General features: G+C 61.6%; 19 protein-coding genes. 7 read left to right on the top strand and 12 right to left on the bottom strand.

Annotation, left to right across the window (positions count from 1 at the left end; genetic code table 11):
* Nucleotides 1-81 precede the first annotated feature (81 nt).
* Together NCR40_RS25745 and NCR40_RS25740 are read left to right on the top strand one after the other, a co-directional pair.
* Complete coding sequence (locus NCR40_RS25745) at nucleotides 82-900, top strand: SHOCT domain-containing protein (RefSeq protein WP_250511070.1); 819 nt, start codon at nucleotides 82-84, stop codon at nucleotides 898-900.
* 183 nt (nucleotides 901-1,083) lie between these two features.
* Entirely contained in the window at nucleotides 1,084-1,809 is a 726-nt protein-coding gene (locus NCR40_RS25740; RefSeq protein WP_250511069.1) for a class II aldolase and adducin N-terminal domain-containing protein, read from the top strand.
* Nucleotides 1,810-1,875: 66 nt separating this feature from the next.
* On the opposite strand, the gene NCR40_RS25735 is transcribed toward NCR40_RS25740, so the two are convergent.
* Together NCR40_RS25735 and NCR40_RS25730 are read right to left on the bottom strand one after the other, a co-directional pair.
* On the bottom strand, nucleotides 1,876-2,868 hold the full coding sequence (locus NCR40_RS25735) for a D-2-hydroxyacid dehydrogenase family protein (protein ID WP_250469518.1): 993 nt from the start codon (nucleotides 2,866-2,868) through the stop codon (nucleotides 1,876-1,878).
* A 46-nt stretch (nucleotides 2,869-2,914) separates the two neighbouring features.
* Nucleotides 2,915-4,276, bottom strand: coding sequence for an MFS transporter (locus NCR40_RS25730; RefSeq protein WP_250511068.1), 1,362 nt, complete (start codon nucleotides 4,274-4,276; stop codon nucleotides 2,915-2,917).
* 302 nt (nucleotides 4,277-4,578) lie between these two features.
* Here NCR40_RS25730 and NCR40_RS25725 point away from each other — a divergent pair, with 302 nt between their 5' ends.
* Nucleotides 4,579-5,343: an alpha/beta fold hydrolase gene (locus NCR40_RS25725; RefSeq protein ID WP_250511067.1), complete on the top strand. Its 765-nt coding sequence runs from the start codon at nucleotides 4,579-4,581 to the stop codon at nucleotides 5,341-5,343.
* A gap of 34 nt (nucleotides 5,344-5,377) precedes the next feature.
* Here the strand turns inward: NCR40_RS25725 and NCR40_RS25720 are convergent, their stop codons facing one another.
* From NCR40_RS25720 to NCR40_RS25695, 6 genes are read right to left on the bottom strand one after another with little or no spacing between them, the layout of a single operon-like run.
* Nucleotides 5,378-6,316 (bottom strand): hydroxymethylglutaryl-CoA lyase, encoded by a 939-nt coding sequence (locus tag NCR40_RS25720; protein WP_250511066.1) that lies wholly within the window; start codon nucleotides 6,314-6,316, stop codon nucleotides 5,378-5,380.
* A gap of 15 nt (nucleotides 6,317-6,331) precedes the next feature.
* A complete protein-coding gene (locus NCR40_RS25715; RefSeq protein ID WP_244830742.1) occupies nucleotides 6,332-7,693 on the bottom strand; it encodes an MFS transporter in 1,362 nt (453 codons plus the stop codon).
* 52 nt (nucleotides 7,694-7,745) lie between these two features.
* A complete protein-coding gene (locus tag NCR40_RS25710; protein ID WP_244830744.1) occupies nucleotides 7,746-8,558 on the bottom strand; it encodes an enoyl-CoA hydratase-related protein in 813 nt (270 codons plus the stop codon).
* On the bottom strand, nucleotides 8,555-9,724 hold the full coding sequence (locus NCR40_RS25705; protein WP_250511065.1) for a CaiB/BaiF CoA transferase family protein: 1,170 nt from the start codon (nucleotides 9,722-9,724) through the stop codon (nucleotides 8,555-8,557). The genes NCR40_RS25710 and NCR40_RS25705 overlap by 4 nt, the downstream gene beginning before the upstream one ends.
* Complete coding sequence (locus NCR40_RS25700; RefSeq protein ID WP_244830748.1) at nucleotides 9,721-11,469, bottom strand: hydantoinase B/oxoprolinase family protein; 1,749 nt, start codon at nucleotides 11,467-11,469, stop codon at nucleotides 9,721-9,723. Before NCR40_RS25700 ends, NCR40_RS25705 begins: the two co-directional genes overlap by 4 nt.
* Before the next feature lie 17 nt (nucleotides 11,470-11,486).
* Nucleotides 11,487-13,532, bottom strand: coding sequence for a hydantoinase/oxoprolinase family protein (locus NCR40_RS25695; RefSeq protein WP_250511064.1), 2,046 nt, complete (start codon nucleotides 13,530-13,532; stop codon nucleotides 11,487-11,489).
* Between the two features lie 192 nt (nucleotides 13,533-13,724).
* Here NCR40_RS25695 and NCR40_RS25690 point away from each other — a divergent pair, with 192 nt between their 5' ends.
* Nucleotides 13,725-14,663, top strand: a complete 939-nt coding sequence (locus NCR40_RS25690) for a LysR family transcriptional regulator (protein WP_250469397.1) — start codon at nucleotides 13,725-13,727, stop codon at nucleotides 14,661-14,663.
* Between the two features lie 100 nt (nucleotides 14,664-14,763).
* Here the strand turns inward: NCR40_RS25690 and NCR40_RS25685 are convergent, their stop codons facing one another.
* Together NCR40_RS25685 and NCR40_RS25680 are read right to left on the bottom strand one after the other, a co-directional pair.
* Nucleotides 14,764-15,465, bottom strand: a complete 702-nt coding sequence (locus tag NCR40_RS25685; RefSeq protein ID WP_250511063.1) for a dienelactone hydrolase family protein — start codon at nucleotides 15,463-15,465, stop codon at nucleotides 14,764-14,766.
* A gap of 84 nt (nucleotides 15,466-15,549) precedes the next feature.
* Nucleotides 15,550-17,040, bottom strand: coding sequence for a mechanosensitive ion channel domain-containing protein (locus NCR40_RS25680; RefSeq protein WP_250511062.1), 1,491 nt, complete (start codon nucleotides 17,038-17,040; stop codon nucleotides 15,550-15,552).
* Nucleotides 17,041-17,171: 131 nt separating this feature from the next.
* Here NCR40_RS25680 and NCR40_RS25675 point away from each other — a divergent pair, with 131 nt between their 5' ends.
* Together NCR40_RS25675 and NCR40_RS25670 are read left to right on the top strand one after the other, a co-directional pair.
* On the top strand, nucleotides 17,172-18,611 hold the full coding sequence (locus tag NCR40_RS25675) for a TldD/PmbA family protein (RefSeq protein WP_250511061.1): 1,440 nt from the start codon (nucleotides 17,172-17,174) through the stop codon (nucleotides 18,609-18,611).
* Nucleotides 18,608-19,948: a TldD/PmbA family protein gene (locus NCR40_RS25670; protein ID WP_250511060.1), complete on the top strand. Its 1,341-nt coding sequence runs from the start codon at nucleotides 18,608-18,610 to the stop codon at nucleotides 19,946-19,948. Before NCR40_RS25675 ends, NCR40_RS25670 begins: the two co-directional genes overlap by 4 nt.
* A 14-nt stretch (nucleotides 19,949-19,962) precedes the next feature.
* On the opposite strand, the gene NCR40_RS25665 is transcribed toward NCR40_RS25670, so the two are convergent.
* Nucleotides 19,963-21,090, bottom strand: a complete 1,128-nt coding sequence (locus NCR40_RS25665) for a YbdK family carboxylate-amine ligase (RefSeq protein ID WP_250469388.1) — start codon at nucleotides 21,088-21,090, stop codon at nucleotides 19,963-19,965.
* Nucleotides 21,091-21,306: 216 nt separating this feature from the next.
* Between NCR40_RS25665 and NCR40_RS25660 the strand changes: the two genes are divergently transcribed.
* Complete coding sequence (locus NCR40_RS25660; protein WP_244830998.1) at nucleotides 21,307-21,681, top strand: DUF4148 domain-containing protein; 375 nt, start codon at nucleotides 21,307-21,309, stop codon at nucleotides 21,679-21,681.
* 271 nt (nucleotides 21,682-21,952) lie between these two features.
* Here NCR40_RS25660 and NCR40_RS25655 read toward each other — a convergent pair whose 3' ends face one another.
* Complete coding sequence (locus NCR40_RS25655; RefSeq protein WP_250469386.1) at nucleotides 21,953-22,603, bottom strand: hypothetical protein; 651 nt, start codon at nucleotides 22,601-22,603, stop codon at nucleotides 21,953-21,955.
* Nucleotides 22,604-22,665: the final 62 nt, after the last annotated feature.

The raw sequence follows: 22,665 nt of genomic DNA, 5'->3' as shown, positions 1-22,665 counted from the left end.
TTGCAAGAGGTTGAAGCCAGCGCAAACCACGCCCGACTCTCCCGCGTGATAAGGTCACAGGAAACCTTGGGAGCGAACATCATGCAAAAACTGACTCCGGCTGGCGAGCAAATCATCGGAGAAATTGCCCGGCGACACGGCTTTAGCACCGATGCCGTGATGAGCATGCTCGAATCCGTGATTCGGGGAAACGGCGGCATGGCGCAATTCAGCCACCCTGAGTTCGGAGGTTCCGGCCAGTGGATGCTGGGTGGCATGACCATGGTCTCGGACCTGTTCAACAACCACCTGAAGGGTCAGGTGAACGGCTTGTGCTCCGAGCTTTCTGGCCTGATCGCCAGTCAGCCCGACCTGATTCGCAGCGGCAGTTTTCAGTCGCAGAGCCAGGGTGCTCAGTATCAGCATCGCGATGGTGATGGTCATCGACAGCAGACTGCAGGCGGCCCCGTCGGCTCGGTGAGTCTCTTCGTTCCCGCCAATACGAGCAATTCCGGCAACTGGTGGCCCGCCGATCTAGGCTGGCCGAATAGCACCGGCGCACAGAACGGCATGCGCTACGCGTTCTTCTCTCAAGCCAAACGCCTGGCGATAGAAGTGAACGGAAAGACGACGCTTTACGACACGCTCGATCACGAGATCGGCGGCTTCTCGCAGCAGCAGTCGCACGGTGCGTCTCTTACGTTTGGAAGCCAGCACGGTTTGGTCGATGTCGGGAGCCTTCCTGTTGTCTCCTCAAGCGGGGGTTTGCCTGTGCAGGAGGCGCCGGTGAGTGCTCGGTCATCGGCGGCAGAGTCGGATGTATTTGCCACCATCGAGAAGCTCGCTCAATTGCACGCTAAAGGAATTCTTAGCGATGAAGAGTACGCTTCGAAGAAGGCGGAGTTGTTGGGACGGTTGTGAGCGTCGGGCGGTGTTTGTTGATTGGAGAATACGCTTCCCGCCTTGACGCATTCGATGGGCGCGCGATGCGTAGTTGGAGGTGCTTAATCGTCGATCGGGCGCCGAGCTCGACAGACATGCACGACCACTTGCCTTCATACGCATGACTTCGAACCCCTCACCTCGACACCGGATACCCGACTCATGAACGAACGCCAGCTTCGTATCGATCTCGCTGCCGCATTCCGATGCTTCGCCCGGCTGGGCATGCACGAGGCCGTCGCGAATCACTTCAGCGCGGCCGTATCGCCAGATGGACGCAAGTTTCTGATGAACCCGAAGTGGGTGCATTTCTCGCGCATCCGCGCAAGCGACCTGCTGTTGCTCGATGCCGACGACGCCGACGACCTGGCCGGCCGCGACGATATCGATCCCACCGCGTGGGCCATCCACGGACAGCTTCACAAGCTCGCTCCGCATATCCGCGTGGCAATGCATCTGCATCCGATTCACGCTACCGCGCTCGCATGTCTCGCCGACCCGGAGATCAAGCCGGTCGAACAAAACACGGCGCGTTACTTCAATCGCGTTGCGCTCGATACGTCCTTCGGTGGCATGGCCGATACCGCGGCAGAAGGCGCGCGTCTGGCCGGCCTACTCGGTGACAAGTCGCGCTTGATGATGGGAAATCACGGCGTCATGGTGACATCTTCGACCGTTGGTGAAGCGTATGACGACATGTACACGCTCGAACGCGCCTGCCAGATTCTGTGCATGGCGTATGCAACGGGACAACCGCTGAAACTGCTGTCGCCAGAAGTCGCCGAGAAGACGGCGCGCGACTGGGAAGGCATTGCGGATTTCTCCCTCGCGCACTTCGAAGAGATGAAGCGCATTCTGGACAAGGAAGACCCGTCCTACGCCGACTGAGATGAAGCCGTTTCGCGACACCGCGGCAACTCGAACGGCCTCGCGCAGCGTCGAGGCAAGTACGCTTCAAACGCCGACCGCAGGCTCGTAGCCAATCTCTCGCTTGTCGGCGGTGATCACTCGAATGGGCTTGCCTTCGATCCACGCGCGAATATTCTCGACCGATTCGCCATAGTAGATGGCGTACGAGTCCTCGGTCACGTAACCGATGTGGGATGTCGCGATCACGTTGCTCATCGAGCGAAGGGGATGCCCGGCGGGCAGTGGCTCCATATCGTAGACATCGAGCGCCGCGCCCGCAATCTGTCCGCGCTGCAACGCGTCGATCAACGCTCGTTCGTTGACGATGGGTCCGCGCGCCGTGTTCACCAAAAGCGCATTCGGCTTCATGGTGGCGAGTTCCGCCGCGCCTATCAGGTCTCGCGTGCGCTCCGACAAGCGGACGTGAATGGAAAGAATATCGCTTCGTGCAAGCAGTTCTTCCTTTGTCACATAGGTCGCGCCATGCTTGGCGGCCGCCTCCGGCGTCATGTTCTGGCTCCACGCAATCGTCTTCATGCCGAACGCCTGTGCCACGCGGGCGGTCACGCTGCCGGAATAACCCAGCCCGAGAAGACCGATCGTCTTGCCGTTGAGATCGCGGCCGACCGACACTTGCCAGCCTCCTTCGCGAAACGAAGCCGCCTCGCTGGGAATGTGGCGCGCCGCCGCGAGGATGAGCGCCCAGGTGTGCTCCGCCGCAGCCGTCAACGAAGAAGCCGTCGCGCAGACCGTGATACCGAGTTCGTCGGCGGCTTCGATATCGATAGCCGCATTCCACGGCCCCGTGCTCGCAAGCAGCTTCAGGTTCTCGAGCTTCGACAGGACGTTTCGCGTGAAGCGGGTGCGCTCGCGCATGACGCAGAGAATGTCATACGGCCGAAGACGTTCGATGAGTTCCGCTTCGTCATCGATATGGTCGGTGAACACATCGATTTCGGCGTGCTCTCGCAAGCCGTTCCAGTTGCCGAACTTGAGCGAGGTATTCTGGAAGTCATCGAGAATGGCGATCTTGTGCATGAGCGTCGTGTTTTCGTGAGAACGTATGGAGAACGTGTCGGTCATCTCAAACCGGCTTGCTTGTCTGCGGCTTGAACCCTACGAGCATGACGATGATCCCGAGGACGAGTATCGCCGTCATCACGTAGAGGCCGCTCACGAGCGTGCCGGTCATCGTCTTGAGCCAGCCGATCACGAATGGGCTGCAAAAGCCGCTGAGCAAGCCGATGCAATTGACGAACGCAATGCTTGCCGCCGCAGCAGGCGAGCCATGAAGATAATCCGCGGCGAGCGACCAGATCAGCACGTTGGTCGCGAAGATGCCGATCGATGCGAAGGTCAGCAAGGTGACGGTCAAGGCCGGCGAGTTCGTCGGATGCGACACGAGAAGCAACGCCACCGCACCCACGACACCGGCGCAGGCCGCGTGCCAGCGCCGTTCGAGCATGCGGTCGGAACTGCGGCTGATAGCCACCATGCCGATAGCGCCCATGGCGTAGGGAATCGTCGAAAGCCAGCCCAATTGCGAGAGGTTCGAGATGCCTGAATCTTTCATGACGGTAGGAAGCCAGAAAGTCACCGAATACGTTCCGCAGACAAACGCAAAGTCGATGAAGGCAAGCATATAGACCTTCGGGTCCGCAAGCGCATCCGCAAGGCGTCCGTGACCGCGATGTTCATTCTTGCGCTTGCGTTCGGTCTCGACGAGAAAGCCATCGCGAAGCACTTTCTTTTCTGATTCGCTGAGCCAGCGCGCCTTGTCGATATTGTCGTCCAGCAAGAACAACGTGACGATGCCAAGCGCCACGGCCGGCAACGCCTCGACGATATAAAGCCATTGCCATCCCGCCATGTTGGCGACATGCGCGAGTTGCGTCATCGCCCATCCCGAGACGGGACCGCCAACCAGACCCGCGACCGGAAAGCCGACCATGAAGCAGGCGATGATCACGCCGCGCCGCTTCTCCGGAAACCACGAGCTCAGATAAAAGATGACGCCTGGAAAGAAGCCCGCCTCGAAGACGCCGAGCAGCAACCGCACGGCGTAGAACTCGGTGACGTTCGTCACGAACGCCGTGCACATGCCGACGATTCCCCAGCAGATCATGATGCGCGCAATCGTCTTCTTGGCGCCCACCCGCCTGAGCAACATGGCGCTCGGTACTTCCAGCAGACAGTACGAGAGAAAGAAGATGCCGGCGCCGAGACCGTAGACGCTGTCGCTGAAACTGAGCGCGTCCTGCATCTGCAGTTTCGCAAAGCCGACATTGATGCGGTCCAGAAAAGCCACGACGTAGCAAACGAACAGCAATGGCACGATGCGAAGCGTGACGCGCAGATAGAGCGCCCGCTCTTCGGCGCTCGACGTCGAGACGGTTGATGATTCGTCGGATACCGCCGGCTCGGGTTCAACAAAGGTACGATTCACAGCGTGTCTCCTTCGTTCGATAGTGTCTCTCTCTATCCCGACGTCTGCGCGGCTTTCAATCGGCTGCCGCTGCGCGGAACCTTGGACCGGTCCAGTGTAAAGAGGCCGCGCTCAGGCGAGATAATGAAACCTTCCGATCAGGTGAGATGCGCGGGTTATATCGGTGATAACCAGTATCGAACGTAATGACAGGCAGCGCGGATTCACTGGCTATTCGCGCTTTACAACTCACGCGCAGCCGTCGCAGAATGCGGCCTTCAGTGCTGACGTTCACGCATGACCGTTTCCGGAGCCAGACATCGATGCATGATTCATCGGCAGAGCAGGTTCGTCCCGCCGCACCGCGATACACCTTCGTCCTCATTCATGGCGCGTGGCATGGCGGCTGGTGCTGGCGCTTCGTCGCCGACAAGCTGATCGCGCGCGGTCATCGTGTCTTCGCGCCGACACTGACGGGCTTGGGCGAACGGCGGCATCTGCTGGAAGCCGCGACGTCGCTTGATGTCTGCATCGCAGATATAAACAATCTGATCGATGCCGAAGAGCTCTTGAACATCGTCATGGTAGGTCACAGCTTCGGCGGACTGGTGGCTTCGGGCGTCGCGGACCGCATGCCTCACGCGATACGTTCGCTCGTCATGTTGGACGCGTTGCTCGTCGATAACGGGCAAGCTGCTTTCGATGTGCTACCGCCGGAGGTGGTGCGCGAGCGCATGGAATCCGTTCAGGCGAGCGATCAGCCACTGGCGATGCCCGTCAACGGATTGAAGGGCACCGGAATTCCGGAAGATCATGCACGCGCCGCGTGGGTGCAAAGGCGCCTGACGCCTCACCCGCTCGCAACCTACACCACACCGCTCGACTTACAGCATCCGCTCGGCAATGGGCTGCCGTGTACCTACGTGCATTGCACGAACCCTTCATACGAGACGCTCGAACCCGTGCGCGAACGCATCAAGGGTTTGCCCGCGTGGAATTGGGAGACCATCGACACGGGACACGACGCGATGGTGCTCGCGCCGGATCTGCTCGTCGATCTGCTGGAGAAGCTCGCCTCGAACGCGTAAAGGTGAGCATGAGGGTGAACACCAGCGGCGAGCCCTAAGCCGCCACTGCTTCCCCTGCTCGCACGAACGTCTTCGGCAAGCCTGCACGCGCAATGGCGCCTGTGAATGGTTCGCCCGGCAACCACGCGGCAATCGTCTCGCGTATCGCCAGCAACTTGTCTATATCGATGCCCGTGGTCATGCCCTGCGCTTCGAGCATGAACACCGTGTCTTCGGTGTTGATGTTGCCCGTGGCGTTCGGCGCGAACGGACATCCACCGAGTCCGCCGAGCGAAGAGTCGAACGCACGCACACCCGCATCGAGTGCGGCCATTACGTTGGCCAAACCGAGTCCGCGTGTATCGTGGAAATGGCACGCAACCGGCAGGGGCCCCGCAAGCTCCATGACGCGACGCATGAGCGCATAGACCTGCGCGGGATTCGCATAGCCGACCGTATCGGCGATGGTGATCTCCTGCGCGCCCGCCTCGATCAACGTTTCGACCAGCCCGAGCACGATGCCTTCATCCACCTCACCGGCAATGGTGCAGCCGAACGCCGTCGCCACGCCTGCGCCCAGCACGACGCGCCGTCCGAGTTCATCGCGCGCCGCCGCAATGCGCACGAAGTCTTCGACGGATTCCGCCGTGCTGCGCCGAACGTTCTTCAGGTTGTGCTCGTTGCTCGCGGACAGCACGTAGTGGACCTTGTTCAAGCCGACATCGAAGGCACGCTGCGCTCCCTTCAAGTTCGGCACGAGCGCTGCCGCGTGCAATCCGTCGATGGCAAGCGCGCCCGTCGCCACCTCGACCGCATCGGCAAATTGCGGCACGATCTTCGGCGGCACGAAGGACGTCACTTCGATATCGGTCACGCCCGCATCCACCATGCGCGCGCACCATTCGAGTTTTTGCGCGGCGCCGAGAATGGTGTGGACCATCTGGAGGCCGTCGCGCAAGCCGACTTCACGTATCTGTACTGCTACATCTTTCATTTTCACTCCCTTCGTTCAGATGGTTGCATCCGGTACGCGTTCACCGCCTTCTTCGGCGCGTCCTTCGCTCACGGGCGCGCTCGATGTGGACGGCGCAAGCACGACAGCCGCGATGGCACCGAGCACCATCAGCGTGGCAATCGCGCCAAGGCCGCCTGCCATGCTGTTGGTCATCGTCTTGATGGAGCCGATGATCATCGGGCTCACGAAGCCGCCGAGCAGACCCACGCAATTGATCACCGCCACGCCGCCCGCCGCGCCGCTGCCACGGATGTAATCCGTCGAGATTGCCCAGATGAGCGGGTTGGGCGCGAGTATGCCCGCGGTCGCCACCGAGAGCGCCGCAAGCGACAGCGCGAGATTGCCGGTCGTGAACGCCGCGACGACGAGTCCCGCGGCACCGAAGATCATGGCGATGGCGCAATGCCAGCGGCGCTCCATCGTGCGGTCCGAATGACGGTTGAGCATGATGAGCGCGACCCAACTCACGAAATACGGAATGGCGGAATAGCAGCCGATCTGCAACGCGCTCGACACGCCCGCGCTCTTGATGAGCGTCGGCAGCCAGAAGCCGATGGCGAACACGCCGGCAATCTGCGTGAACCACACGAAGCCCATCACGTAGACGCGAAAGTCCGTGAGCGTGCGTCCGAACGTGTGCTCCTCGTGCTTCGCCGACACGCTCGAACTCTTGCGGATATCCGCGAGCACGACGGCCTTTTCGCTTTCCGTGAGCCACTTCGCCTGCTGCGGGCCGTCATCGAGATAAAAGAACGCCACCACGCCCAGCACGGTCGCGGGCAAGCCTTGCACGATGAACATCCATTGCCAGCCGTGCAGACCGAAGTAGCCGTTGAAGTACGTCATGAGCGCACCGGACAGCGGCCCGCCGAACAAGCCCGCAATGCCCGTTGCACACGTGAAGAGCGCGATGACCTTGGCGCGCCGTTCGACCGGATACCAGCGCGTGAGATAAAAGATCACGCCCGGATAAAGCCCCGCTTCGGCAAGCCCAAGAAAGAAGCGCACGGTGTAGAGATGCGAAGGCAGCGTGACGAATGCCGTGCCCGCCGCGATCAAGCCCCACAGGATCATGATGCGTGAGAACGTCCGCTTCACACCGATGCGCGCCAAGAGCAAGTTGCTCGGCACTTCCATCAGCACGTAGCCGAGGAAGAAGATGCCCGCGCCGATGCTGTATGTGAGATCGCTGAAGCCGACATCGTGCTTCATGTCGAGCTGCGCAATGCCTATGTTGATGCGGTCGAGAAACGCGAACACATAGCACAGGAACAGGAAAGGGATGAGCCGGCGCGTGATCTTGCCATACGTCGCTTCGGCTTTCGGCATGTCGAAGCTGCCGATGTTGGGGGTCATGTCTGTCTCCTCCGGTTATCCGGGTATAGGTATGCCGGCTGTTGCGTTCGAACTAAACGCCCTTGAATCGCGGTGCGCGCTTCTCGTTGTACGCGCTGATGCCTTCCAGACGGTCCGCCGTCGGAATCAGCCGGTTATAGGCTTCGATTTCCAGATAAAGGCCCGTGCGCAAGTCGCCCTGCATGCCGAGGTCGACCGCCTTCTTGGCTTGTGCCACGGACAGCGGTGCGCTCGTGCAGATGTCGCGGGCGGCGTCGATGGCATCGGCGAGCACGCGGCCCGGCTCGCAAAGACGATTGACGACGCCCCACGCCAATGCTTCCTGCGCCGTGAATTTCGCTCCCCGAAAGATCAGTTCCTTCGCGCGGCGGGCGCCGATGGTGCGCGGCAATTGCTGCGTGCCGCCGCCGCCCGGCATGATGCCGCGCTTCACTTCGGTGAAGCCGAAAACGGCATGTTCCGATGCATACGCGAAATCGCAGGCGAGCAGCAGTTCGAGCCCGCCCGCGACCGCCGCGCCGTTCGCCGCGCAGATGATCGGCACGGGGCAATAGGTGATCGCGCGGTTCATGCGTTCGAACAGATAGTGCTGCACGCCGAAGTGCTCGTCGGTCATGCCTTCGCGTTCCTTGAGATCCGCGCCGCCGCAAAACGCACGCTCTCCCGCGCCCGTCAGAATGACGCAGCGATAGAGCGTGGGATCGGCTTCCAGCGCGCCGAAAACGCGGATGATCTCCTGTCCCATCGTCGTGCTGATCGCGTTCGACACATTCGGGCGGTTCAGGGTGACGACGAGAATTTGCTGATCGATGTCTTCGAGCGACAGCGTGTCGAGCGCGCCGCCAAGTTGCGATGCGAGTTTCAAGATGTCTCCAGTGGCGTCTTCGCCAACAGATGGTTATGTTCGCCGAGCTTGGGCGTGACGCCCACATGCGCGGGCCGTGACCCGCCGAACGATATCGGCACGCCGACGACCGTGGCCGCGCCATCGTCGGTCGTGCGCAAGAGGTCGAGCGCTTTCGTCTGCTCGTGCGCGACCACCTGATCGATGGTCTGGATGGGCCCGCACGGAATGCCCGCCCCGTCGAGCGCTTCGAGCCAGTGCGCGGTGCCGTGCTTGCGAAACTCGAGATGCAACAAGTCGATGAGCGCGACGCGATGGCTCACGCGCGCGCCGTTGGTCACGAAGCGTGCATCGTCGGCGAGTGTCGGGATAGACAATACGGTGCAAAGGCGGCGGAACAATCGGTCGTTACCGGCCGCGACCATGATCGTGCCATCCGCGCATTCGAACGCCTGATGCGGCACGATCGCAGCCGTTCCCGATCCCCAACGGCCCGGCAGCACGCCGGAGGCGAGATAATCCGCGATCTGAATGCCAGCCCAGCTGATCGCGGTTTCGTACAGCGACACGGTGACGACCTCGCCCACGCCAGTCGTCTGGCGTCGGAAGAGCGCGGCCAACACGCCGATTGCCGCCCACAAGCCGGTGCCCATGTCGTTGACCGACACTGGTATGCGCGAGAGCGGCTCGCCCGGCTGACCCAGAAAACTCATGAGACCCGAAAGCGCCTGCACGAGCGGATCGTAGCCGGGCTTGTCGCGCAGCGGTCCCGCCGTGCCGAACGCGCCGAGATTGCAATAGACGAGCGAGGGCTTCATGCGCAGCATCTGCTCGCCGCCTAGGCTGTACTTCTCCGTGCCGCCGGCCTTGAGATTCTGCAGAACGACATCGGCGCGGCGCTCGATCAGCGCACGCAATGCCTCCGCGTCGTCGCGATTCGATAGCGTCATCGCAATGCTCTTCTTGCCGTGGTTCACCGCATGAAACAGCGCGGCGGCGCCATCGACGAAGGGCGGGCCCCAGTCGCGCGCATAGTCGCCGCCTTCCGCGCTTTCGATCTTGATGACCTCCGCGCCCAACGAGCCGAGGATCATGCCCGCATAGGGCGCGGCAAGACTATGGCCGATCTCGACCACGCACACGCCCGCGAGCGGCAAGGTCGGGCTCATGGCTTCGCCCGCGCTCATTCCGCCGCCACCGCGAGCGATGCGACTGCCGGCTCTTCCGCTGCCGGCTGTGCGCTCGGACCGTAACGTTGCGCGGCGGCTTCGGCGCTGACGTAGCCATCGGCGATATCGGCTGCCACGAGCAACGGATCGCGCTCGTGCGGATCGCCATAACCACCGCTGCCTGCCGGCTGCACCGACACGCGATCGCCGCGATACACCACCGTCTGTCCGCCCTTCGCAGCTACCGCGTGCTCGCTGCCGTCCGCCCGCTGCACGATGCATTGAAAGCGCGTGCCCGCCATCCCGCCAAAATGGCCTTCGGGCGCCGAGCGTCCGCGTTCGCCGGAGACGGTGAAGGTCGCCTCGTCGTATTCGACGCGATAGACGCGCCGCGACGTCAGGCCGCCGCGTCTGCGTCCCGCGCCGCCGCTGTCGGTCACGAGCGACCATTCCTCGACGACGAGCGGCGATGTCGCCTCGATCATCTCGATGGACTGGCTGCCCGCGTTGCCCACGTACACACGCACACCGCTCACGCCATCCTTCTCGGCGCGCGCGCCCATGCCGCCCGCGTGGACGTCGTGCATCGTGACGAACTCCTGGCCGGTGCGGCCAATGCGCGCCGGGTCCGTGTCGCGTCCGCTGAAGATGCCCGCGCACGACGCGCAGTTGCTTTGCCCCGTGATGCGCTTGGGCACCGCGGGCGCGAGTGCCTTCAGAAGCAGATCGATCACGCGTGGCGACGTTTCCGTATTGCCCGACACGACCGAGGCCGGATAGCGGCAGTTCAGCACGCTGCCTTCGGGCGCGATGATCGTCACCGGTCGATAGCAACCCTGATTGATCGGAATGCCCGGGTCGGTCAGCGCCTTTACCGTGAACCAGGTGCTGTTGCAGGTGACCGACAGCGGACAGTTGATGCCGCCGCGCACTTGCGCGCCGGTGCCGGTGTAATCGAACGTGATGTGATCGCCCGTCTTCGTCACCTTGACCTTGAGAAGCGGACGCTCCTGTTTCCAGCCCGGCGCTTCGATCGGATCGAGATACTCCTCGGCTTCGTAGACGCCATCGGGAATACGCGCTATTTCCGCGCGAATCAGCTTCTCCGAGTGATCGAGGCTCTGGCTCATCACGTCGCGCAAGGCATCGGCGCCATACTTCGCAACCAGATCGCCGATACGCCGATCGCCGACGAACGTGCCCGCGTATTGCGCCTGAATGTCGAGCCGTAACTCGTGCGCATTGCGACTATTGCGCGTGAGCAGGTTGAGCATGTCCTGCACAGGCTCGTCATTGCGATACAGAAACACCGGCGGAATGCGGATACCTTCCGCGAACACGTCCCATGTGGTGACCGTATAGCTGCCCGGAGACTGCCCGCCGATATCGGTCCAGTGGCCGCGCGTCATCACGAAGGCGACGATCTTGCCATCGGCGAAAACGGGGCGCGTGAACTGCACGTCCGGTTGATGATTGCCGCCGCCGACATACGCGTCGTTGCTGACGATGACATCTCCGGGGCGCAAGTTCTCGCGTCCCATCGCCTCCACCGAGACGCGCGTCGAGATGACGGCGGAGCCGAGCATCGTCGGAATGTCGTTGCCTTGCGCGACGAGCTGCATGTCGGCGTCGAAGATCGCGGCGGACGAGTCGCCGCTCGCATGCATGAGCGGGCTGCCGGCGGTGCGCATCATCGCGATCTTCATTTCACGCGCGACGGCGAAGAGACTGCTGCGGATGATTTCGTAAGTAACAATATCCATGAGGATGTCCGTATATATCAGGCTGCCAGTTCGATGACGAGATTCAGATCGGGATCGACACGCGCGACGTGCGACGCCTTGAGCACGGCGCAACTGCTGTGCTCTTCGATGACGGCGGGCCCTTCGATCGTCGCGCCTATGGGAATCTCCATGCGCGCGAACACGGGAAGCGTGCGCACGCCGCCGTCGAAATAGACCTCGCGCGTACGCACCGGCTTCGGCATCGCGCCGCCCTTGCTGCTTGCGACGCCGCCGCGCCAACCCGTCGTCGTGACGAGTTGCAGACGCACGTTGGCGACCACGACCGGCTTGTCCTTACTGATGAAATTCCATTGCCGCTGATGCGCCGTTTCGAAGGTTTGCGCAAGCGCGGCGCGAATGCCTTGTGCATCGCCCTGCACTTCGACGGTGATGACATCGGGCTGACCGGCATAGCGGCAATCCGCGAGACGCACCACTTTCACGCCGTCTGCGTCGACACCATGACGTTGCAGCTCTTGCATGCCTTCGGCGGTGAGTTCGTCGAGCGCATGCTGCAAGGTGGCGTCGTCGATCATCGCGAGATCGCTTTCCAGCGGGCGCTGATAGTCGTATTGCTGGTCCGCGACCGTCATGCCGAATGCGCTGAAAAGCCCCGGCAGCGGCGGAATCACGACTCTTCGAATGCCCATCTCGTGCGCCAGATCGACCGCGTGCACCGGCCCTGCGCCGCCGTAACAGATGTACGAAAATTCGCGCGGATCGTAGCCGCGTTCCACCGTCATGATGCGGATGGCTTGGGCCATCAGTGCATTGGCCACCGAGCGCACGACTTGCGCAGCTTCCGGCACCGAGACGCCGAGCGGCTTGGCGATGACTTCTTCGACCACGCGCCACGCCGCCTGTGCGTCCAGTTTGAATTCGCCACCGAGGAAGCTGTCGGGATCGATATAGCCGAGCACGAGGTTGCAGTCGGTCACGGTCGGACGCGTGCCGCCGCGCCCATAGCACGCAGGGCCCGGATCCGCGCCCGCGCTTTCGGGACCGATCCGCACGCCGCCGCCCGCATCGATCCAGACGATAGAGCCGCCGCCCGCGCCCACCGAGTCGATATCGATGCTGGGCGAGCGCACGGTATAGGTATGCAGCAGGCTTTTGTTGCGCAGCTCCGGCCGAAACCCGCGGATCAGCGATACGTCGAACGTGGTGCCGCCCATGTCGCCGAGAATCGCGTTCTTGAGATCGCTTTTCTCGCAGTTGCGGATGGCCGCGGAAACGCCGCCCGCGGGACCGGATTCGAGCAGCACGATCGGCTTGTCGGCGACCATCGCGGGGCTTGCCAGACCGCCGTTCGACTGCATGAAGAGGAACTTGCCCGCAAAGCCGTGTTGCGCGAGCGTGCTGATGAGCCTGCCGATATACCGGCCGCAGACCGGACCGAGCATTGCGTTGATGACGGTCGAGCTCGTGCGCTCGTATTCCATCGCTTCGGGATTGACCTCGTGCGATGCGCAAATGAAGCGGTCGGGCAGCAAGCGGCGCAACGTATCGACGGCTTCGCGCTCGTGCTGCGGATTCACATGCGCATGCAGGAAGCACACGGCGACGGCTTCGATATCCGACTCGCGAATCTGTGCGGCAAGGGCTTCGAGTCCGGCGTGATCGAGCGGCATTTCCATGCTGCCGTCGTAACGCAGACGCTCCCCGACTTCGAGCCGCCAGCGCCGCTCGACGAGCGGACGCGGATTGTCGAACAGCAGATCGTACAGATCGGCGCGGTCGTGACGCGACACGCGCCGCAGTTCGAGGATGTCGCGAAAGCCGCGCGTCGTGACGAGTGCGGTTTTAGCGCCCGTGCCTTCCACGACCATGTTGGTCGCCATCGTCGTGCCGTGGCCGAGAAAGGCGACGTCTTCGCTTTGCGTGCCTGAAAGCTCCAGAATCTTGAGAAAGCCTTCGATCGTTCCGACGACGCGATCCTTCGGCGTCGTCGGCACCTTGGTCGACCAGATTTGCCCCGTTTGGTCATCCACCATCACGACATCGGTGAAGGTGCCGCCGACGTCGATACCGATTCTTTTCAATTTGCTTCTCTCCATAGGGATGCATGATTCATCACGCCGCCCGCTTGTTCGCTTGCTCGTTCGTCGATCAATGCGGCTATGATCGAGCCGCGTGGCCGAGCATGGGCGGCGACGTCTGAGCCAGTGTAGGGAGAGAACGCCCTGGCCAGATAATGAAACCTTCGGATCAGGTGACAGGCTGGAGTTATATCGGTGATAACCAGTATCGATGCGATTTTGCGTAGATTGCGCGGCAATCACATTGCGTTGTTGATCGCGCTGGACGACCACGGCTCGCTGCGCAAGGCGGCGCATCAGGTCTCGCTTTCACAGCCCGCCACGACCAAGTCGCTGCGCGAGATCGAGTCTTTGTTCGGCGCGGAGCTTTTCGCGCGCTCGCCGCGCGGCATCGTGCCGAACGAACTCGGCCGCTGTGTGATTCGCCATGCGCGCGCGGTCCGTTCGGAGATCGGCGCATTGCGCGATGAACTCGCGGCCCTCTTGCGCGGCGGCGGCGGCACGCTCGCGGTCGGCGCGGTCATGGGCTCGGTCCCCGTATGGCTCACGCCCGTGCTTCGAGAGTTGCGCGGCATTCAGCCGGATATTTCCGTCGAAGTCTGGGAGGACAACAGTGCGCGGCTCTTGTCGATGCTCGATCAGCGGCTGCTCGATCTCGTGATCGGTCGGCCGAGCATCAGCGTTCATCCCGAGGCTTACGACTTCATTCCGCTCGAAGTGGAGGAAGTGTGTTTCGTCGTCGATGGCGCGGACCCGCTGGCCACGGACGCGAACGTGACGTTCGCGGGCATCGGCGAGAATCCGTGGATCGTCCCTCAGGCCACCCTGCCAATGCGCTCGCTTCTCGAACAGCTATTCGACGATGCGCAAGTGCCCTTCCCGCGCTATGCGATCGAGACGTCATCGACGTTCGCGACCTTGTCGCTCTTGCGCTCCGGCGCGGGGACGGTGGGATTGATGCCGCTCAAGGTGGCGAGATACTTCGAGGAACATGGACTGGTGGCGGTGCTGCCCATACGAATCGACAGGACAGGCGCGCCTTATGGAATTGCCACGCGGCGTGGGGCGACGCTTACGCAGCCGGTGCAGCGGTTCATCGAGTTGTGTGTCGCGAAGCGGGACGCAATGGCGTAAGTGGTAAGTCGAAGCCGGGCGGTGAGTGCGTGGGCCTGGCGATGAATGGCGAACATTTCCACCGATGCCAAAGACCTCCACCAACACGCAGCCCGACAACTCAAGTCCCCGCCAGCTCGCGCCGAAACAAGTCATAGGTCCGTTCATTCGCAAGCTCTGCCGCGGCCGCATCGTAATGCAAACCTGTGTGCCGCGCGAACGCATGACTGCATGCGGGATACGCGTACACCATCACATTCGTCCTGTTCTTCATCGCCGCCTTGATTGCGGCCTGTGCATCCGTCGATATGAATTCGTCTTCGGTACCGAGATGCATGATCATCGGCGCTCGTATGCTGTCTGCTTCGCCCAAGTACTGATCAGTCTGACCGCCGTAATAAGCCGCGGCGGCATCGACACCCTCGCGTGCGGTCGTCAGGAAAGTCATCAGACCGCCGAGGCAAAAGCCCATCAACCCGCACTTGCCGTTCGACTCGGGCAGGGCACGTCCCATGGCAACCGTGGCGCCGACATCTCGAACACCCAGATCGATGTCGAATGCCTGATAGAGCGCAAAGCCCTTTTTCCATTCCTCCTCGGACCAGCTATTCAATTCGACGCCCGGTTCTAGCCGCCAGAAGAGATCGGGACACAGCGCGATGAATCCTTGCCTCGCCAGCTCCTGACATGTTTCCCGCATGTCCGCGTTGATACCGAAAATTTCAGGCAGCACCACGACGGCGGGCGCCGGCGTGTTGGCGGGAACTTCGACATAGACGGCGAAGGTGCCATCGTCGGTATGCAGTTGCCTATATTCGCCCATGAGATACCTCTCCAAGAAATTTCATAAGATGCCAACGGATGGCCTCGTTCAACGCGACTACGTGTCTTCGCTCAAACGCCTCTTCTAAGCGGACTTGTTGGTCTGCTTGACCTGAGAAGCTTCTTGCAACGCGTGCCGAAACCTGACCTTGTCCAGCAACCACTGAAACAGCGATGTGCCTTTTTCCTCTTCCACCGGCATGGGATTCGTCAACTGGCCGAGCTTGTCCTGACGATAAGCGAGGAGCTGACACAACTGCTTCGCGACGTCCCGATGATCTTTCAGGAACGACGTCATATCGTCCTTACCGAGTTGATATAGCACTACGGGTGTGAGCGTCGAGATGGATACGTGCATCGGCAAACCAGCAAGCAGCCCGGCCTCCCCGAAGGCCTCTCCAGGACCGACGCGGGCAACTTCGCGATCTCCTGTCGCTTCGTGATAAGTGACCGACAGCACACCCGAATGAACGATAGAGAGACTGTCGGGCACCGTGTCAGGCGCGAGTATCTGCTGCCTTGCCTGATACTCGTGCCGCAAGAGCCGCTTGGCAAGCCGCTCTATTTCATCGCTCGTCAGACTGTCGAACAGGCTCACGCGTCTGAGCAAGGCCTCTCGTGCATCGTGCGCGGTCACGGCGGGCGCGGGAATGCCGAGCGCGCGCAGCGCCACGGACGAAGCCGCGAGATGCCGGTAACAAAGATCGAACAACTCGTTGGACACGGATGACTTCTTGTTCATGTCATCGACGAACGCCACGACTTCGTATTGCACCGAATTGAGCGTGGCGCGCTTCATCCGCGCATAAGGCGCGGGGCTGTCGAGAATGACATTACAGCCGGTCAGGGCACGGCCCAAGGCATCGAGCACGGTCTTTGGCCGGGCTTCGGGATCGATCTCGAGAATGAGAGAAATTCCGTGGATGTTCGCCGGCCTGCTGTTATTCGAAATCTTGGCTTTCGATGCAACCGCGTTAGGCACGATAAGCGTATTGCCCTGGCCCGTGAGCAAATGCGTGGCGCGCCAGTTCATTTCGATCACTTTGCCTTCGACGTCATCGATCAAGACCCAGTCGCCAACCGAATAAGGCTCCGTGGTGTTGAGCACGATGCCCGCGAACACGTCGCTCAACGTGCTTTGAATGGCGAGACCGAGCACGATGGCGAGCGCGCCCGACGTCGCAACGAGCCCGCGCACTGGTAATTCGAGCACGAAGCCGAGCGCTGCCACGGCCGCTGCGAGAAAGACCACCGCACCGAACACATCTGAAAATAGCCGCTGCTTGCGCCAGGCGCGCGGCAAAAGCAAGGTGTCGAGCGAAAGCGTGAGCAACCGCGCGCCCGTCAGCCACCAGATGATTTCGAGCACTTGTCCAAGCCAGTGCAATTCGACGACGGCAGCGTAAGGCGCCTGAGTGAACGGATTCAGGTCAGAGGAAAAGAGGTCCCAGCTCAACGCGACGAAAAGCGCGAGCCGTATGAACAGCCGCGCGAGGTCTTGCGCGGGCAGACGCGCGCGCCACACGACGACATCCAGCGCGACGATAGCGAAGCCCAGTATGAGTGGGTATTTCACAGGGGCATCCTCGAATGACGACATCGAGAGGATACACATCCGCAAACGCGCGTGCGTTGGTCCGTGCCATGGCATATTAACGCTGCCTGCGCACGCATTTGCGCACCCGACGGTAAAAACACGGAAGCGATATGAACGGTCCATCACTCGACGAGCACGTTCGCGCCCTTTCCAGCGAAGCGGACTTCCACTCGGTGCGCTTCGTCGATGAACGCACGGACGATCACAAGGTTCGCAACGACGTGATCCAGCCACTTCGCACCGCGCGCGATCGCGGCGCAATGCTCACTGCATGGCACGGCGCCGGCGCGGGCTATGCGGCGACCGCCGACTTGTCCCCGGCTGGCTTGCAGGCGGCGCTCGACCTCGCCACGCGCCGCGCCAAGGCAAGCGCACGCGTCTCGCTCGTCGATCACAGGCTCGCCGCGCGTCCATCGCAAAGCGGCGAATACGCGTCGCCCGGCATCGAGGCCACGCTGCCGGCGCGGCGCGAATGGCTTGAACGGCTCGCGGAAGAATGCGCCGCGGCGAGCATCGACCCGCGTATCGTCGAGCGCACCGCGTCCATGCAGGTCATCGAAAGCGAACAAACCTTGATCACGAGCGACGGCGTTCGCATCGAGCAGCGTTTCCGGTTCGCCATGCCGCAATTGGCGGTCGCGGCGCACGCCCACGGCGATACGCAGGTCCGCACGCTGGGCGGCGATTACGGAACCATCGCGCAAGGCGGCGTCGAAATCCTCGATCGCTTCGCTTTTGATGGCGCCGGCGAGCGGCTGGCCAACGAAGCGCTCGCGCTTCTCGCCGCGCCGAACTGCCCGAGCGGCGTGCGCGACCTGCTCCTCATGCCCGATCAGATGATGCTGCAAATCCATGAGTCGATCGGTCATCCGCTCGAACTCGACCGCATTCTCGGCGACGAACGCAACTTCGCCGGATCGAGCTTCGTGAAGCCCGAGTTCTTCGGCACCTACCAATACGGCTCGCCGCTCTTGAACGTGACGTTCGATCCCGATGTGGCCGCTGAGGTCGCCACCTACGCATTCGACGACGACGGCGCCGCTGCGAGCAAACACCATCTGATCCGCAACGGCGTGCTCGAACGCGCGCTCGGCGGCACGCTCTCGCAACAACGCGCGGGCATCGGCGGGGTCGCGAATTCGCGGGCATCGAGCTGGAACCGCCCGCCTATCGACCGAATGGCGAACCTCAATATCGAAGCTGGCGAGAGTACGCTCGACGAGATGATCGCGAACATCGAACAGGGCATTCTGATGCGCACGAACACCTCGTGGTCCATCGACGACTATCGCAACAAGTTTCAATTCGGCTGCGAGTTCGGGCAACTGATCGAGAATGGCCGGCTTACGCAAGTGGTTCGCCAACCGGGCTATCGCGGCATTTCGGCGAATTTCTGGCGCAGCCTGGTCGCGGTCGGCAACGAAGCAACGCGCGGCATCTACGGCACGGCAATGTGCGGCAAGGGTGAGCCAATGCAGATCGTGCGCGTGGGCCATGCATCGCCTGCATGCGTGTTCAGCAACGTGGATGTGTTCGGAGGCACGCGATGACAGCCGCCGCGGCAAACTGGGAACATCGCTTCATGCGGCTCGCGGATGTCGTCGAGCGTCGGCTCGTCACAGGCGAAGTGGCATTGACCACACTTGCCGCCGAGGAATCGGACTTCGTGCGCTTCAATGCAAGCAAGGTCCGTCAGATCGGGCACGTCTCGCAGGGCGCGTTGACGCTGCGGCTCATCAGGAACGAGCGCCAAGCTTATTCGACGCTCACGATAAGCGGCGACGCGCATACCGACGACGAAGCCGTCGCCGGGACCCTCGCCGCGCTGCGGGCCGCGCTCGAAGACGCCAGCGCCGATCCGCATTTGCTCGTCGATACGGCGACATGGACCCAGGCCACTCGACGACGCGGCACGCTGCCGGAGATCGAATCGCTCTTGAGCGTGGTCGAACGATGCGCGGCACGGCTCGACTTCGTCGGCTTCTATGCCGGTGGATCGATGGCGCGCGGCTTTGCATCGTCGAATGGGAGCCGTGGCTGGCATGAACTCGACAACTTCAACTTCAGCTGGTCGCTTTACGATGCAAGCGGACGCGCAATCAAGACGACCTACGCGGGCGAGCAATGGAGCGACGAAGTCTTCGCAAGAAAAGTCGAAGAGGCCGCGGCGCGCATGCCGGTGTTGGCCCGGCCCGCGCGCACGCTTGCGCCGGGGAATTATCGTGCATGGCTCGCGCCGGCCGCGCTTGCCGAACTCATCGGCACGGCGTCCTTTACGGCGTTTTCGGCACGCAAGCAGGCAACATCGCGTAGCGAGTTTCATCGCCTGAATAGCGGCGAGGCTTCGCTGGACGAACGCGTCACGCTCACCGAAGACATCGGTCTCGGCATTACACCGGGCTTTAGTGAAGACGGCTACGAGCGCGAGACCGTCCCGCTGATTCGAGCAGGCCGCGGCGCGCAGCAACTCACCAGCGCGCGCACGGCCCGCGAATACGGCTTGCGTCCCAACGGCGCGCCCGCGAATGAGATGCCCATATCGCTTTCGATGCAAGGCGGCGATCTCGCCGACAGCGACGTGCTCGCCGCGCTCGACACCGGTCTTTATGTCGGCAACCTGTGGTACGTGAACTTCTCCGACCGGATGGATTGCCGCATGACCGGCATGACGCGCTTTGCCACGTTCTGGGTCGAGCATGGCGAGATCGTCGCGCCCATCGAAGCCATGCGCTTCGACGACAGCCTTTATCGGCTGCTAGGAAGCGAACTCGACCGGATAGGCGCCACGCCCGAACTGCTGTTGAACGACTCGACGTGGGGCGAACGTTCGACAGGCGGCCTGCAATTGCCAGGAGTGCTGGTGCGCGGTTTCAGGCTAACGCTTTAGTCATTGCCTTGAGTTCATTCGAGCGTCTGCGCGCCACGCCATATCTGACATTGCTGCCGCACGACTTCATGCAAGGAGTCATGCGCGCCATAGACGCGGCGCAACCACGTGGCATCGCTCGTGCCGCTCGTCACCGCACGCCTGATCGATTCGAGGCCTGCTTGGCCGCCGAGAGCCTGAGCGTGGCCGCTGATCGCATCGAGCGTGGCAAGGATGTCGTCTCTGATCGGTTTGCTTTGCCCCGTCTCCGGATTCACGCATGTTGCATCGAGACCAAAGCGGCAAGCCATGAACCGGTTCGTCCGATAAACCTCGTAGTCGCGTTCACTCAGCGTCAAGGGTTTATCGACCAGCAGATAGCGCGAAAGCGCCTGAATGTAAGCTGCGATGGCGGCGGCTCGTTCCACGCGTAACGGCGTATCCATGACGCGTACTTCGATCGTTCCGAATCCAGGACTCGGACGAATGTCCCAGTAAAAGTCCTTCAGACTCTTGACGAGACCCGTGTTGGTCATGCGCTCGAAGTACTGTTCGAACTCGCTCCACTTCGTCACGAAGGGCGCCTGGCCCGACAAGGGGAACGGCGCGACCGAATTGAGTCTTGCGCACTGGAACTGCGTGTCGCTGCCCTGCACGAACGGCGAAGAAGCGGCGAGCGCGATGAAGTGCGGGACGTAGCGCGAGAGCGAGTGCAGTAGGACGAGCGCCGAGTCGGCGTCCGGGCAACCGACATGCACGTGCTGACCGAAGATGGTGAACTGCTGATAAAGCGCCCCGTATAAGCCCATGAGATATTCGGAGCGTTCGCGTCCATCGGAACGTTGGTCGTACCAATTCTGGAAGAAGTTGGTGCCGCCACCGCATACGCCGACGTTGAGAAAGTCGGCGGCGCGAACGAGCGTATCGCGAAGCACCTGCAACTCGTTGCTGACCTGGTCGAAGTTCCGGCACACGCCAGTGGAGAGTTCGATCATCCCTTCGGTCGTCTCGGGGTCGATGGCCCCCGCGAAGGTTTCCTCTCGAACGCGGTTCAACAACTCCGTGGTCGCCTTCGTCAGGTTGTAGTCATGCGTATTGACGACCTGGACTTCCAGTTCGACGCCAATCGTGAACGGTTCTGATGATGCAAACGGCTGCAACATAGGGTGTCCTGTCATTCGAACGAAAGAACGGCGGCAAGGCGATTTTACGCGAGCGCGTCCGATGCAACGGCGTCATCGGCTATTGAGGGTTAACGCGTATTTAACAATAATTACTTGTTCAGTCCGCACTTAATTCCCAAGCACGTGCCGCCTAGACTTCAAGCACTGAAACGCAAACGGGTGTTTGCGCAAAAACGAAGCCTGGAGGTAAGCATCATGAAACTCGTTCAATCGCTCATCGTTGCCGCTGCTCTTGCAATCCCTGCCGTGTCGTCGTTCGCTCAAACGAACCAGCCGGTGACTCGCGCTGAAGTGAAGGCGCAACTGGTTCAACTCGAAAAAGCCGGCTACAACCCCACCGGCGATCAAACGCAATATCCGGCCAATATTCAAGCCGCGGAAGCTCGTGTGAACGCCCAAGGCAATAACGCAACGGATGTCGGCGGCGCCGCGGATGGCACATCGGCTTCGGGCGCACACCATACGCTGCGCAATTTCGACCATGCAGTGGCTCGCGTGGGACACAAGATCAGCGCTTCCGTCCGTCCGGATGCCAACGACGGCATGAAGCCTGTATTCTTTGGCTCCTAATCTGTTCAGTTGTTTTCGTTCAAGGTCTGGCGCGCAATCGTCTTGTGCGCCTCGTCTCCAAGATCCTCCTCCGGTGGCCTTCAATCACTGGATTGCCCAGCGCTTAGTGGCTGGGCCTTTTTGTGCGCTAAGCGAAATAGCTTGATTCCGTTTGCCTGGCGCGTGGGCTTTAATGCCAAGCGCGTGCTTTCTTAGCGTGTCACGGCAAGACGCGCTCGTACAGGTCGCAAGATATTCCCTAAAGAAATTCGATCAAGCGCCAAGCCGTGTCTTAGCCTTGAAGATTGCCCTCGCAGTCTGCCCAGTACCGTAAAGGATCGCGATGGAATGGATAATTCGAGTTGAGCCACGTCGACAGCCGTGTCCAATCGGGATGGTTAGTGCCACTTTGCGCGGACCAGGTCGACGATCTTTCGAGAATTTGACCGTTCGATCGATCGCGGACGAGCAAACTGCCCAGCCCATTTGAACCGTTGGTCTGCGATTCAAGGGAATATCGCGGCAAGATTCGCAACTCGGCATCCTTGGCCCAACCAAACACGGCGCGCACCACGCCCGCCGGATCTCGCACTTCGATAGGACCGCTCTCCGGGCGAAGCGCCGACCATCCTTCAGGAAATTCCGTCACGATTTCGTGACCGCTTTCCCTCACCCATCTCAGGCGCCATGCTCGTGCCATCGCATCGCGCATGCGTGCGACCGATTCATAGCCAGCGGGCAGCTCGACCGCCATCGGCAGCGTGATCAGGTTGTCTTTCCAGAGCTTGGCTTCTTCGTCGATGCGCTCGACAGGCTCGAACGCGCCAGCTTCGAATGGATTCTCGGGCCGGCCGGATTTACGCTCGCTCGTGCTGGATTTCGGCAGACCTTCGAAGAGACGCTCGGCGTCGTCGCGGGTGAGCTTGGGTTTTCCTTTCTTCATTTGTCTCTCTGCGGCAAGGGGTCTTGTCTAGCGACGGTGCTTCATTCGCGCGCGGTTAAAGT

Source organism: Caballeronia sp. GACF4 (assembly GCF_023631025.1).
Lineage (GTDB): Bacteria > Pseudomonadota > Gammaproteobacteria > Burkholderiales > Burkholderiaceae > Caballeronia.
This window is presented reverse-complemented; position numbering and strand designations above follow the sequence as displayed.

What these genes read in the sequence shown, in the direction of transcription:
- NCR40_RS25745 (WP_250511070.1), top strand. Translation starts at nt 82, where the DNA reads ATGCAAAAACTGACTCCGGCTGGCGAGCAAATCATCGGAGAAATTGCC.
- NCR40_RS25740 (WP_250511069.1), top strand. Translation starts at nt 1,084, where the DNA reads ATGAACGAACGCCAGCTTCGTATCGATCTCGCTGCCGCATTCCGATGC.
- NCR40_RS25735 (WP_250469518.1), bottom strand. Translation starts at nt 2,868, where the DNA reads ATGCACAAGATCGCCATTCTCGATGACTTCCAGAATACCTCGCTCAAG.
- NCR40_RS25725 (WP_250511067.1), top strand. Translation starts at nt 4,579, where the DNA reads ATGCATGATTCATCGGCAGAGCAGGTTCGTCCCGCCGCACCGCGATAC.
- NCR40_RS25720 (WP_250511066.1), bottom strand. Translation starts at nt 6,316, where the DNA reads ATGAAAGATGTAGCAGTACAGATACGTGAAGTCGGCTTGCGCGACGGC.
- NCR40_RS25715 (WP_244830742.1), bottom strand. Translation starts at nt 7,693, where the DNA reads ATGACCCCCAACATCGGCAGCTTCGACATGCCGAAAGCCGAAGCGACG.
- NCR40_RS25705 (WP_250511065.1), bottom strand. Translation starts at nt 9,724, where the DNA reads ATGAGCGCGGGCGAAGCCATGAGCCCGACCTTGCCGCTCGCGGGCGTG.
- NCR40_RS25700 (WP_244830748.1), bottom strand. Translation starts at nt 11,469, where the DNA reads ATGGATATTGTTACTTACGAAATCATCCGCAGCAGTCTCTTCGCCGTC.
- NCR40_RS25685 (WP_250511063.1), bottom strand. Translation starts at nt 15,465, where the DNA reads ATGGGCGAATATAGGCAACTGCATACCGACGATGGCACCTTCGCCGTC.
- NCR40_RS25675 (WP_250511061.1), top strand. Translation starts at nt 17,172, where the DNA reads ATGAACGGTCCATCACTCGACGAGCACGTTCGCGCCCTTTCCAGCGAA.
- NCR40_RS25670 (WP_250511060.1), top strand. Translation starts at nt 18,608, where the DNA reads ATGACAGCCGCCGCGGCAAACTGGGAACATCGCTTCATGCGGCTCGCG.
- NCR40_RS25665 (WP_250469388.1), bottom strand. Translation starts at nt 21,090, where the DNA reads ATGTTGCAGCCGTTTGCATCATCAGAACCGTTCACGATTGGCGTCGAA.
- NCR40_RS25660 (WP_244830998.1), top strand. Translation starts at nt 21,307, where the DNA reads ATGAAACTCGTTCAATCGCTCATCGTTGCCGCTGCTCTTGCAATCCCT.
- NCR40_RS25655 (WP_250469386.1), bottom strand. Translation starts at nt 22,603, where the DNA reads ATGAAGAAAGGAAAACCCAAGCTCACCCGCGACGACGCCGAGCGTCTC.